The sequence below is a fragment of the Candidatus Oscillochloris fontis genome (assembly GCF_004138135.1).
GTDB lineage: Bacteria > Chloroflexota > Chloroflexia > Chloroflexales > Chloroflexaceae > Oscillochloris > Oscillochloris fontis.
This window is the reverse complement of the sequence record NZ_RYFD01000011.1, coordinates 45,900-58,837: the sequence shown is the minus strand read 5'-3', so window position 1 is coordinate 58,837 and position 12,938 is coordinate 45,900. Positions and strand designations below refer to the sequence as shown.

General features: G+C 57.7%; 11 protein-coding genes and 1 riboswitch. Of the genes, 6 read left to right on the top strand and 5 right to left on the bottom strand.

Annotated features, from left to right (window positions below; all coding sequences use genetic code 11):
* Positions 1 to 35 precede the first annotated feature (35 nt).
* The 4 genes from EKD03_RS06530 to EKD03_RS06515 all read right to left on the bottom strand — a co-directional run bounded on the left by EKD03_RS06530 (position 36) and on the right by EKD03_RS06515 (position 4,676).
* Positions 36 to 1,301, bottom strand: coding sequence for an ABC transporter substrate-binding protein (locus tag EKD03_RS06530; protein WP_129628814.1), 1,266 nt, complete (start codon positions 1,299 to 1,301; stop codon positions 36 to 38).
* Between the two features lie 115 nt (positions 1,302 to 1,416).
* Entirely contained in the window at positions 1,417 to 1,620 is a 204-nt protein-coding gene (locus EKD03_RS06525) for a hypothetical protein (RefSeq protein ID WP_129628812.1), read from the bottom strand.
* Positions 1,621 to 1,776: 156 nt separating this feature from the next.
* Positions 1,777 to 1,927, bottom strand: a riboswitch (cobalamin riboswitch).
* Between the two features lie 91 nt (positions 1,928 to 2,018).
* Entirely contained in the window at positions 2,019 to 2,759 is a 741-nt protein-coding gene (locus tag EKD03_RS06520; RefSeq protein ID WP_161569196.1) for a GGDEF domain-containing protein, read from the bottom strand.
* Between the two features lie 207 nt (positions 2,760 to 2,966).
* The gene (locus EKD03_RS06515; RefSeq protein WP_129628808.1) at positions 2,967 to 4,676 is read right to left on the bottom strand and encodes an AMP-binding protein; all 1,710 of its coding nucleotides are present in this window, start codon (positions 4,674 to 4,676) and stop codon (positions 2,967 to 2,969) included.
* Between the two features lie 303 nt (positions 4,677 to 4,979).
* Between EKD03_RS06515 and hoxE the strand changes: the two genes are divergently transcribed.
* Genes hoxE through EKD03_RS06490 form a run of 5 tightly spaced genes read left to right on the top strand, consistent with a single transcriptional unit; the run spans position 4,980 to position 9,817 of the window.
* A complete protein-coding gene (hoxE, locus tag EKD03_RS06510) occupies positions 4,980 to 5,504 on the top strand; it encodes a bidirectional hydrogenase complex protein HoxE (protein ID WP_129628806.1) in 525 nt (174 codons plus the stop codon).
* Between the two features lie 15 nt (positions 5,505 to 5,519).
* Positions 5,520 to 7,109, top strand: a complete 1,590-nt coding sequence (gene nuoF / locus EKD03_RS06505; protein ID WP_129628804.1) for an NADH-quinone oxidoreductase subunit NuoF — start codon at positions 5,520 to 5,522, stop codon at positions 7,107 to 7,109.
* Between the two features lie 8 nt (positions 7,110 to 7,117).
* Positions 7,118 to 7,819 (top strand): bidirectional hydrogenase complex protein HoxU, encoded by a 702-nt coding sequence (gene hoxU / locus EKD03_RS06500; RefSeq protein ID WP_129628802.1) that lies wholly within the window; start codon positions 7,118 to 7,120, stop codon positions 7,817 to 7,819.
* Positions 7,820 to 7,828: 9 nt separating this feature from the next.
* A complete protein-coding gene (locus EKD03_RS06495) occupies positions 7,829 to 8,380 on the top strand; it encodes an NADH-quinone oxidoreductase subunit B family protein (RefSeq protein WP_238613420.1) in 552 nt (183 codons plus the stop codon).
* Between the two features lie 15 nt (positions 8,381 to 8,395).
* Positions 8,396 to 9,817 (top strand): Ni/Fe hydrogenase subunit alpha, encoded by a 1,422-nt coding sequence (locus tag EKD03_RS06490; RefSeq protein ID WP_129628800.1) that lies wholly within the window; start codon positions 8,396 to 8,398, stop codon positions 9,815 to 9,817.
* Between the two features lie 270 nt (positions 9,818 to 10,087).
* On the opposite strand, the gene EKD03_RS06485 is transcribed toward EKD03_RS06490, so the two are convergent.
* Positions 10,088 to 10,336 carry a hypothetical protein gene (locus EKD03_RS06485; protein WP_129628798.1) on the bottom strand — a complete coding sequence of 83 codons (249 nt, stop codon included), beginning with the start codon at positions 10,334 to 10,336 and terminating at the stop codon, positions 10,088 to 10,090.
* A gap of 416 nt (positions 10,337 to 10,752) precedes the next feature.
* On the opposite strand from EKD03_RS06485, the gene EKD03_RS06480 reads away from it, so the two are divergent.
* Positions 10,753 to 12,906, top strand: coding sequence for a clostripain-related cysteine peptidase (locus tag EKD03_RS06480; RefSeq protein WP_129628796.1), 2,154 nt, complete (start codon positions 10,753 to 10,755; stop codon positions 12,904 to 12,906).
* The last annotated feature ends 32 nt before the right edge of the window (positions 12,907 to 12,938 follow it).

Sequence of the window (12,938 nt, the reverse complement as noted above, 5' to 3'; positions counted from 1 at the left end):
CCTCCTGTGGGTTTAACACCCCTAGTCGTTCGCATCTACGGTTCAAGGCGCTGGTAGTAGTAGAGTTCGTGATCGGGGACGAGATCGGGGTGGAAGATCTTGATCAGATCGGCCAAGACCACATCGGGATGGGCAACCCCACTCTCCCAGTAATCATTGCCGCCATGCTCATTCACCCGCGCAGTGTAGTTATAGATCGTACCGTTTTGGAAGGCCGCAAACTGGGTATAGCGCTCGTCCTCGTTGCGCACATCAGCGAGGCTGAACCAGTAGGCACTCGCATTGACCCAGAAGTCAGCATCGTGTGCCCGATCAAAGACCGTCTCGAAACTTAGTTGGAGGCTTCCCAGCGAGTCATCATTGGCCCAAAGGTAATTGGCTCCGGCGTCGGCGAGCAACTGAGCCGCATACCCCTTGCCACCCGAAACATACCACGTGCCATCATAGGTAAACCCAACCAACACCGTTGGCTTATCGGTAACAGCGCGCGCCTTCGCCGCCATTGCGGTATAACGATCCACCATCTCGGCAAAGGTATGCTCAGCCGCCGTCTCCTGATTGACAAAGAGGCCCATATACTTGATCCACTCCGCACGACCAAGCGGAGTAGTCTCTAGCCATGCCGAATCGAACACGACGTGGATGCCTGCCTCGCTCAGCTTAGGATGCGCGTCATGATCGGCATTGCCGCTTGCTGAGGTCATCACCACATCAGGTTGAAGATTGATCAGCAACTCGACATTCACCTCACTGCCATTCCCGACTTCGATCAACTTATTCGCATTGATGAGTTCGCGCACCTCAGCCGAGCTAACGGAGTTAAAACTCGATACCCCCACCAGCCGATCAAGGGCATTCACCTGGATAAGCGGGACAAGTTCGGTTGTAGACATTGTGACAATGCTCTTGATTGGAACCTCAATGATCGGAACATCCGCAAGAGTTGGATCGGATGGGGCCGGAGTACCACACTGCACTAGCACATAGCGGATCGGCTGATCGGCTCCTGGCCAGGGTGCATCAACGGTAACGACCTTGTAGTGATTGAAGTATTCGACGTGAAAGCCCTCGGCCTCAGTCAGCGTGATCTTCTGGGGGAAGTAGTCGCGGGTGGGATCATAGTCGGTCACGCAGCCAGTGGTGATATTGGTTGGAGCAAGGGGGGGGAAACCTGGTGACGCTGTGACACCCTGGGGAGGGCTAACTGGTACCTCGGTTGCGGTTTGAGCGGTGGGTTGCGCAGTACATGCGCTGAGAACGAGGAGGATCAGCAACAATGCGATGCGGCACACGCGAGCCATGGGAACGATCCTTTCAGGATGACGAGCTGGCATTGTGGCGCAGCTCATTCTTAGATGATAGTATATATCATTAACGTTAATGATAGCCAAGCGCGGAATTGGTATGCGGCTCCAGCTATCTTGGCTGGATTGCTCTCTCCCACAAGAGTTGCAAGAGACGCTTCTTGCGTTCTCGTTCATTGCCGAGACGATCCAGCGCCATCACATAGAATCCGCTAGGCAACCAAGTCATTAATTCGAGTTCACGTTCATATGCCATAATACGCGCTTCACATTCAGCGAGGGCATTATGAATATGCATATTCTGTGGAATGGACATCGAGAACCTCCTCAGATACCATCGTTACACCTCATAGAAACTCCGAATGGCAAACAAAAAACCCCGGCTCTCATACGAGAGTCGGGGTGATAAACGTGCCAGATAGTATCCATGACTAACTATCCGTCATGTTCGGCCTCCTTGTCTCGAGAAGGAATGAACAACAACATCGCGGTAGGCATCCTGGCTTCCGGTGCTCAAAACGAGCACCCGGTTACAGTTGCGGCACAGCGCTGGACTTTCACCAGCTTCCACCTTTACACCCTAGCATCCGGGCTAGCGGGATACCGCGATGATATGAAGTTATAGAATGTACATGTGGCTTGGATTATACCACATAATACTACTTGTGGGGATATGTTCTATGATTCGCAACTCTCCGCCATCCTTCTTGCTCATTATTCCCGGCTCACAACAATTCTATTTCTGCCACTCTTCTTTGCCTCATAGAGAGCAGTATCGCTCATCTTAATGAGTTGATCAATATTTCGATAATTTTTATGATTAGAATTTGATATACCAATACTTATTGTTATATTGATCGAATCAGATCTTGATAAAGCCATTTCTTTATATTCTAATCCTTGACGTAAATCCTCTGCAACCATTTGTCCATGAAGAAGGCTGGTTTTGGGTAATGCAATTACAAATTCCTCACCACCAATTCTTCCGATAAGATCACTATCGCGAACATTTAATCGTAAATATAAACCAAAATTTTTAAGTACAGAATCACCAATATCATGACCGTATACATCATTAATATTTTTGAAATTATCTATATCAATATAGAGTACAGTCAATTCATGCTGTTCTTGTTGTATCAAATTTAGTAAATCAATCGCATAAATAAAAAAAGAATTCCTATTATACACGCCGGTTAATACGTCGTAGGTTGCAAGGAAGCGCATTTTACGTTCGAGCGCATGAATACGTAAAAGCATCCCCATGAACCACCAAGAAAAGAACGGAGCAATAATCAACGGAGAGAGAAGCGAAGCAATTTTTCCACTGGTTGACATTGAATCTTGTGTTATTATGTAAATCATATGAGTTATCATTTGTGATAACAATATTGAAAGAACGGTAATAATCAATGAAGCATAAAATATACCTATTTTTTCAATCAATTTAATCATTACAAACATCCTTATGGATATGGTTTCAAAAGGGGCGAATCAGTGTAATCGGAAGGTAGCGCCAGCTTCCCGGCGGTGGGGTGTCCTAACCGGCTGGAAGCTGGCGCTACCTTTACTGCGCAGTCTCAAGCTCAGGTGAACCTTGGCTTAGAATCGTTGATGACTCTGCCCAGGTTGAGACTGCAAGACATGAAACGCATGTGAGGATTATTTTTTCAGATCAGGAAAATCCTCCTCAGAGAACTCGGTATTTGGCTTAACCCCGCCATGAATCTCCTCCTCGTGGGCGCGTAGCTCAACGCGGCGGATCTTGCCGGAGATAGTCTTGGGAAGTTCGCCAAACTCGATGCGGCGGATGCGCTTGTAGGGCGCAAGCCGATCCCGGCAGAAGCGCAGAATGGCCTCGGCAGTAGCCGCGTTCGGCTCCCAGCCCGCCGCCAACACCACATACGCCTTGGGTACCGCGAGGCGGATCGGGTCGGGTGAGGGCACCACCGCCGCTTCGGCCACCGCCTCATGTTCGAGCAGCACACTCTCCAACTCGAACGGCGAAATACGGTAGTCCGAGGCTTTGAAGACATCATCGGTGCGCCCGATGAAGGTGATGTAGCCATCAGCATCCCGCGAAGCAATATCGCCGGTGTGGTAGTAGCCGTTGCGCATGGCGCTGCTGGTGCGCATGTTGTCGTCCAAGTAGCCGACCATCAGGCCCAAGGGGCGCGCCGAGAGATCGAGGCAGATTTCGCCCTCGTCACCCACCGCTTCGGAGAGCGGGTCAATCAGGGCGATCTTGTAGCCCGGCAGCGGGCGGCCCATCGAACCGGCCTTGATCGGCTGGCCGGGCGGATTCCCGATCTGGGCGGTGGTCTCGGTCTGGCCGAAGCCATCACGGATGGTGAGACCCCAACTGCGCTGCACCTGCTCGATCACCTCCGGGTTGAGTGGTTCGCCCGCACCCACCAACTCGCGCATCGCCACCTTCCAGCCGCTCAGATCCTCTTGGATCAGCATGCGCCAGACAGTTGGCGGGGCGCAGAAGGTGGTCACTTGGCAGCGTACCAGTTGCTCCAAGAGTGCAGGTGCGTTAAAGCGGCTGTAGTTATAAATAAAGACCGTCGCCTCGGCATTCCAGGGTGCAAAGATGTTGCTCCAGGCATGCTTGGCCCAACCGGGCGAGGAGATATTCAGGTGGATGTCACCCGGCTGCAACCCGATCCAGTACATGGTCGAGAGATGCCCGACCGGGTAGGAGGTGTAGGTGTGCTGCACCAACTTGGGGCGAGCAGTAGTGCCAGAGGTGAAGTAGAGGAGGAGCGGATCACTCCCTTGCGTCACCCCATCCGGCGTGAAGTCGGGCGCAGCACTATAGGCGTCGCTAAAGTTGTGCCAACCCTCAACCAGCTCACCAACCGCGATGCGGGTATAGTCGCCGGGTACCTCGGCAAACTTGGGCGCATCTACCGCCCGTGCCACCACATGGCGCACCGCCCCGCGCTCGACGCGATCTTGCAGGTCGGCGGAGGCCAGCAGGGTGGCCGAGGGAATGATCACCGCACCGAGCTTCATCGCGGCGAGGACGGTCTCCCACAACTCAACTTGGTTGCCCAGCATCAGAATCATGCGGTCGCCCCGGCGCACACCGAGTTGGCGGAGCCAATTGGCCACGCGGTTGGTCTGGGCGGACATCTCGGCATAGGTGCGGCGGGTTTCGTGCCCATCCTCTTCAACAATCCAGAGCGCCAGACGATCATTGCCCTGGGCGATCACATCGAACCAATCGAGTGCCCAGTTAAACTGCTCAAACTGGGGCCAGGTAAAATCGCGTAACGCCGTTGCATAATCTTCGCGCTGCGCGATCAAGAAGTCACGCATGGCCCGGAAGCGCTCGGTAACGGGTGCCACGACATCGTTGGGCATAGAGTCTATCCTTTCGACAGCAGTATCGATTCAGGTCGGCATCGGAACCTGAGACGGCGCTATTGTACAATGTTTGGGGAAATGTGGCGGCAAAGCCGTCCCATTTCCTCCAAAACTGGGGTTTGGGGCTGCGCCCCCAGATCCGCTTTTTTCGCGTATGTTGGCGGCGAAGCCGCCAAACCGTGAACTTTGTCACAATATTAACCTAGAATGGCCAAACCTTACCTCTGTGCGCCCCCAAACACAAGCTGCGGATGTTACCATGACACCCGATGACCTGCCTTGTTGGAGGGAGGAGCGGCGATGGCTACCCCACACCCCACCCGCGACGCTGCGGCGGCAGCGGGGGATACCCGCCTCAAGATTCTTGAGGCCACGATGAAGCGCAACCAGTACCGCCCGGATGCCCTGATCGAGGTGCTGCATAAGGCCCAGGAGATCTACGGTTTCCTGTCGCCCGATCTGCTCGTGCGGATTGCCCGCAGCCTACATTTGCCGCCCAGCCGCGTCTATGGTGTCGCCACCTTTTACCACTTCTTCTCATTAGTGCCCCAGGGTGCGCATACCTGTACGATCTGCCTCGGTACGGCCTGCTATGTGCGCGGAGCGTCTGAGTTGATAGCGCGTGCCGAAGACGTGGCTGGCATTGCGGCTGGTCATACCACACCCGATGGAAAGCTTTCACTGGCGAGTGTGCGTTGTATCGGTGCATGCGGCATCGCCCCGGCGGTGGTCATAGATGGCAATGTGACCGGCCACATGACGTCTGATGATGTCGCAGCCCAGGTTGCTGCCCTGTTATCCGCACCTGAGCTTCTCGGAAGCTGAACATAAGGTGAATCTATGGAACTCCACGATCTGCAACTGATCGCCCGCCGCGAACGTGAGCGGCGGCGGCGTATCCGTATTCATTGCTGTACCTCTTCAGGATGTCTGGCCTCACAAGGGCTGGAAATCCAAAAACGCCTCGAAGCTGCCGTCGCTGAGGCCGGGTTGGAGGGCGAGGTCGAGGTAGTTGGGGTGGGCTGTATCGGTAGTTGTGGCCAAGGCCCGATGGTCGAGATTGCCCCTGAGGGTACGCTCTATGAGTATGTGCGCCCCGAAGATGCCGAGGCGATTGTAGCCGCTATTAATGGCGGCGAATGTTCGGTGCAACGCGGCGATCCGCTGCGCCCCTTCTTTACGCGCCAGTTTCCGATTGTGCGCAAGAATGCCGGTAAGATCGATCCCGAACGCATCGAGGAGTATATCGCCGCTGGTGGCTACCGTTCGCTCTACCGCGCCATTAACGAGATGAGCCCCGCCGAGGTGATTGATGAGATTACCCAGAGTGGGCTGCGTGGGCGCGGCGGCGCAGGCTACCCCACTGGCCTCAAGTGGTCTACTGTAGCCAAGAGTCGTGGCGACCGTAAGTATGTGGTCTGTAATGGCGATGAGGGCGATCCGGGTGCCTTTATGGATCGCAGTGTACTGGAGAGCGATCCGCATCTAGTACTCGAAGGCATGTGCATCGCTGCTTATGCCGTCGGGGCCGATCAGGGCTATATCTATGTGCGTGGCGAGTACCCCTTTGCCATCCAGCGGCTCCAAAAGGCGATCAATCAGGCTAAGAAGTTTGGCTTGCTCGGTAGCCAGATCTTCGATAGTACCTTCGACTTCCGCGTGGATATTCGCGTCGGGGCCGGGGCGTTTGTGTGTGGTGAAGAGACCGCCCTGCTCGCGAGTATCGAGGGCCGTCGCGGTCAGCCGCGCCCGCGCCCGCCCTACCCCGCCGAGAGCGGCCTGTGGGGCAAACCGACGCTGATCAACAATGTCGAGACCTTCGCCAATATTGCCGCAATCATTGAGCATGGCCCGGATTGGTATGCCAGTATCGGAACTGAGTCGAGTCGTGGAACCAAGGTCTTTGCCCTCACCGGCAAGATCCATAACACGGGCCTGATCGAGGTGCCGATGGGCATCACCCTGCGCGAGATTGTGCATCAGTTGGGTGGTGGCGGCCATAGTGGCAGCGAGGTCAAGGCGGTGCAGACGGGTGGCCCTTCGGGGGGCTGCATCCCGGCCAGTCTCTTTGATACCCCCGTGGATTATGAGTCGCTGGCCCGGGTGGGTTCGATTATGGGTTCCGGCGGTATGGTGGTGATGGATAACTCGACCAATATGGTCGAACTGGCCAAGTTCTATATGGAGTTCTGCAAGGACGAATCGTGCGGTAAGTGTGTGCCTTGCCGCGTCGGGACGGTGCAGATCCATCACCTGCTCGATAAGCTCACGAGTGGCAAGGGGAGCCCGGCTGATCTTGATCAACTCCGTGAGTTATGTCAACTTCTCCGCGACACCAGCCTCTGTGGTCTGGGGCAATCGGCACCCAATCCGGTGATGAGCACGCTCAAGTACTTTACTGAAGAGTATGAGCGCCTAATTGAACGATAGGATCACCCATGGCCGCAAAAACCTTACTCATTAACGGCACCATGGTCAGCGCCCGTGAGGACGAGACGATCCTGGAGGCCGCCCGCGATGCGGGGGTGAAGATCCCCACCCTGTGCCATCTCGATGGCCTATCGGATGTGGGCGCGTGCCGCCTGTGTCTGGTAGAAGTGGGCGGACGCTTGCGCCCAGCATGTACCACCACCGTCAGCGAAGGGATGGATATACGCACGCATACCGATGCGCTCAAGGCGTACCGACGCCAGATCATCGAGTTGCTCTTTGCCGAACGCGGCCACGTCTGTGCCGTGTGTGTGGCGAGTGGCCACTGTGAGCTACAGGATATGGCGGTGGCGCTGGGGATGGATCATGTGCGCTACGAGTACCTCGCGCCGACCTGTACGGTGGATATTAGCCACGAGCGCTTCGGGCTTGACCATAACCGCTGCATCCTGTGTAGCCGCTGTGTGCGTGCCTGCGATGAGGTGGAGGGCGTGCATACCTGGGATGTCGCTGGACGCGGCACCTCGGCACGGGTAATCACCGATATGAACCAGCCCTGGGGCGAATCGGAGACCTGCACCGCCTGTGGTAAGTGCCTGCTGGCCTGCCCCACCGGCGCGCTCTTCAAGCGCGGGGCAACGGTGGCCGAGATGGAGCATTCCCCGGCCCGCATCGCCATGATTGTCGAGTCGCGCCGGGTGCGCGGCTAGAGGGACAGAATGATGAATCCCAAACTACGCCTCGCAACGGTCTGGCTGGGTGGATGCTCCGGCTGTCACATGTCGCTGCTCGATCTTGATGAGTGGCTGATTGACCTCGCCGCGCATGTTGATCTCGTCTATAGCCCTATCGCCGATACCAAGATCTTCCCGGCTGGGGTTGATCTGGCACTGGTGGAAGGGGCTATCGCGAATGATGAGCATCTGGAACTGGTGCATACCATCCGCAAACAGAGCCGCATCCTGGTCTCGTTGGGTGACTGCGCGGTGACGGGGAATGTTACCGCGTTGCGCAACCCGCTGGGCGCAGCCGCCCCCACCCTTCAGCAGATCTATGTTGACCATGGTGATCCACGGGGAATCATCCCCGCAGAGCCGGGGATTGTGCCGGTGCTGCTCGATACGGTGGTGCCGGTGCATGCGGTGGTGCCGGTGGATCACTTCTTGCCCGGTTGCCCCCCGCCTGCGCCGCGCATTCGGGCGTTGCTGGAGGCGCTGTTGGAGGGTCGTACCCCCGATGCGCAGGGGCCTGAGATGTTGCGCTTCGGGTGAGCTAGAGGACTGATTATGAGCCAACGGATTGTGATTGATCCCGTGACCCGCATTGAGGGCCACGCCAAGATAAGTATCTACCTGGATGCGCTGGGCGAGGTGAGTGACGCCCGCTTCCATGTCACCGAGTTTCGCGGCTTTGAGCGTTTTTGTGAGGGGCGACCCTTCTGGGAGATGCCCGCGATTACGGCACGCATCTGTGGCATCTGCCCGGTGAGCCACCTGTTGGCCTCGGCCAAGGCGGGTGATGGCATTCTGGCGGTGGATATTCCGCCCGCCGCCGATAAGTTGCGCCGCATGATGAACCTGGCCCAGATCGTGCAGTCGCACGCGCTCAGTTTCTTCCACCTGAGTGGCCCCGACTTCATCCTCGGTTTCGATAGCGACCCGGCGACGCGCAATGTCTTCGGGCTGATTGCGGCCAACCCCGAACTGGCGCGCAGCGGAATCCGGCTGCGCCAGTTTGGCCAAGAGGTGATCGAGCATCTGGGGGGGCGCAAGATCCACCCCGCATGGTCGGTGCCGGGTGGGGTGCGCTCCGGCTTGCCCGATCAGGCGCGCCACGCCATCCGCGAGAAGTTGCCCGAAGCCTTCTCGATTGCGCGTGCGGCGATTGGCCACTTTAAGACGTTCCTCGAAACCTACCGCGATGAGGCGGCCAGTTTTGGTACCTTCGAGAGTCTTTTTATGGGGTTGGTGGCCGAAGATGGGACGTGGGAACATTATGGCGGTGCGTTGCGTGTGGTGGATGCCACCGGGGCCATTCTGGAGGATCACGTCGAGGCGCGCCGCTACGCCGAGATCATCGGCGAGGCGGTGGAGCCGTGGAGCTACCTCAAGTTCCCCTACTATCTGCCGCGTGGCTACCCCGACGGGATGTACCGCGTCGGGCCGTTGGCGCGCCTCAATGTCTGCCGCTCGTTCGGCACGCCCCAGGCCGATGATGAACTGATCGAGTTGCGCCAGCGCGGTGGGGCGATCATCAAGGCCAGTTTCTTCTACCACTATGCGCGGCTGGTCGAGATCCTGGGGGCGCTGGAACGCATCGCCATCCTGCTCGATGACCCCGATCTCGCCTCGCGGCGCCTACGCGCCGATGCGGGTGTCAACCGCCTGGAGTCGGTGGGCATCAGCGAGGCGCCGCGTGGTTCACTCATTCACCACTACCAGGTGGATGAACACGGCCTGATCACCCGCGTCAACCTGATCATCGCCACGGGACAGAACAACCTGGCGATGAACCGTACCGTCGCTCAGATTGCGCGCCGCTTTGTGCGCGGTACGAACATTCCCGAAGGCATGCTCAACCGGGTTGAAGCGGGCATCCGCGCCTTCGATCCCTGTCTGAGTTGTTCGACCCACGCCGCCGGACAGATGGCGCTCGATGTGCGACTGATCGGCCCGGATGGTGCGGAATTGGATCGAGTAGTACGATGAGGCGCGTGAATACGAATTTGTAACTGTTCACACTTGGGGTAAAGGAAGCTTCTGATTGACGCAAAGGCGCGAAGACGCAAAGGTTTTATTGAAGGCTTTGCGCCTTGGCGTCAAAACCGGAATGCTAGGTAACTGTTCATACTTGGGGTAAAAGAAACCTCGTGTTGACGCAAAGGCGCGAAGACGCAAAGGTTTTATTGAAGGCTTTGCGCCTTGGCGTCTTGGCGTCAAAACCGGAATGCTAGGAGAACTGTGAACAGTTACACGAATTTAGTGATTGGGTATGGCAACTCCCTGCTGGGCGATGACGCGGCGGGCCACCATGTGGTCGCCGCGCTCGCCCGACGGGGTTTGGCGTGTACCACGCTGCTGACGGTTCACCAACTGACGCCGGAACTCGCCACGATGATCGCCGAGGTGGATCGGGTGATCTTTGTGGATGCACGGGTCGGGCGGGGCGGGGTGCGTTGGGTGGCCCTTTCTGGGAGTGAGGGCGTCCCAAATTCGTCGGCATACCATCACCCAGCCCGTAAACGGGCGGGCTACCCTGGCAAAGGCCGCCTACGCGGCCTAGGGTCAGCCCGCGTAGGCGGGCTTCGTAAACATAGCCCGCCCGTTTACGGGCCGGGCAAGGGACGTTACACATGTGCTGCTCGCTCCCAGGCTGACATCAACATGCACCTAAGTGAACCCAGCGCCCTGCTCGCCCTGGCTCATGTACTCTATGCGCGCACCCCACGGGCGTATCTGGTAACATTACCGGCACGCGATTTTAGTTTGGGTGCGCCGCTCTCATCTGTGACACGCCACGCTGTGCCGGTGGCATGTCGGTTGATAAGGCGATCTTATCTCCCCCAATCATCCCGTAGGGGCGCGTCGCGACGCGCCCCTACGCACATCACATCGTGTATTGTAGCCCCTATAAGGACACATCTATGTCACGCCTCCGCATTCTCGCGATCTTCCTCATCCTGGCCCTCCTCCTCACCGCCTGCACCGATGAGGAAGAGGCGTTAAGCCCCACGTCCGCGCCTAGTCGTCCGCCTCCAGCCTCAACCTCTTCTTCCGCTGATACATGGCTGGTGATGCTCTACTCCGATGCCGATGATCAGGTGCTGGAGCAGGACATGGTGATTGACCTGAACGAAGCCGAGCGCGCCGGTTCGTCCGATCAGGTGACGATTGTAGCGCAGGTAGATCGCTATCGCGGTGGGTTCAAGGGCGATGACAACTGGCACTCGACGCGCCGGATCGAGATTCAGCAGGATGATGATCTCGATCAACTCAATTCGCATGTGGTTGAAGATCTGGGCGAAGTCAACATGGCCGATGGCCAGACCCTGATTGACTTTGTGGTCTGGGCGACCGAGACCTACCCCGCCGATCACCACGTCCTCATTCTCTCCGACCACGGTATGGGCTGGCCGGGTGGCTGGAGTGATGAATCGCACACCGATCCCGGCCCCGATGGGCTAGGGCTAACCGAAAATGGCGATCTCTTACTGCTCGACGAGATTGACGCCGCTCTCGATGAGATCCGCAGCCAGACCGGCATCGCCGCCTTTGAGGTGATCGGCTTCGATGCCTGCCTCATGGGTCAGATCGAGGTGGTGACGGCGATGGCCCCGCATGCCAACTATGTGGTGGCCTCAGAAGAACTTGAACCGGCGCTGGGCTGGGCCTACGCCAGCTTTTTGGGCGAGTTGGTGGCCGATCCCGGCATGGACGGAGCCACTCTGTCGACCCTGATCGTAGACAGCTACATCCATCAGGATGAGCGCATCGTGGATGATCGGGCGCGCGCCATGTTTGTGGAAGAGAACTTCGACACCCGCGCCAAGCTGAGTGCCGAAGAAGTGGCCGCCGATATGAGCCTGGATGTCACGCTGGCTGCCTACGACACGGCTGCACTGCCCGATCTGCTCAGTGCGCTGGATGAACTCGCGCTCGCGATGAGCGAGAGCGAGAAGAAACCGATAGCCTCGGCGCGTACCTACGCACAGCGCTTCGAGAACACCTTTGGCGATGGCCCCTCGCCCTATATTGATCTGGGCAACTTCGTGGCGCTGCTCAAGCAGAAGAGCGATGACGAGGATGTGCAGGCCGCTGCCGATCAACTGCTGGATGCCCTGCAAGCGGTGGTGATCGCCGAAACCCACGGCGAAGCGCGCCCCGGCGCAACCGGGCTTTCCATCTACTTCCCGACCTCCAAGCTCTACAAATCGCGTGACGCCGGGCGCAAGGTCTATGCGCAGGTGGCCAGCCGCTTCGCCGACGAAGCCGCATGGGAAAACTACCTCGATTTCTACTACTACGACGTCGCCATGAGCGACCCGCGCCCAACGAATGTGCGCAGCCTCGTCGCCCCCGGCGCGAGCGAGCTTACCGTTGCCGAGCTCGTTCTCTCAGCGGATGAGATCAACCAAGCCGAGGCGGTCACGGTAGACATCAGTGTGGATGGCGAGCAGATCGGCTTCATCTACTTCTTCACCGGCTTCTACAACCCAGAGGATGACAGCATCCTGGTGGCCGACGTAGACTACATTGACGCCGGGGAGAGCCTGACGATCAATGGGGTCTCGTACCCCGACTGGGGTGAAGAGCGCCCGGTGGAGTTCAGCTACGACTGGGAGCCGGTGCGTTATGGCATCAACGACGGCAACCAGACCATCTTCGCGCTGTTTGAGCCGTGGGACTATGGCGACGAGGTGGCGACCTATGTGGTGCGTGGCACCTACACCTTCAGCGATGGCAATGCGCGACCGGCGCACCTCTTCTTCAAGGACTACGAACTAATCAAGGTGCTTACCTTCAGCCCGCAGGGCGAAGCCAGCGCCCCTAGCGTCATCGTACCCCAAGCGGGCGACACCTTTACGGTAGACAACCAGATCATCCTGCTGCACAGTGATGACGAGGATGCCGAGGAGGAGTACATCAGCGTCCCCGGATCGAGCGTCACCTTTGGCACACAGCCGCTCAGCATGGAGGAGATGCTGGCCCCGGCGGGGGATTATGTGCTGGGTGTACAGGCCGAGGATATGGACGGCAACATCTACGAGACCTACACGAGTGTGTTTGTGAATGAGTAGGGTGTTATACTGAGGCCACGTACCTTTACGGT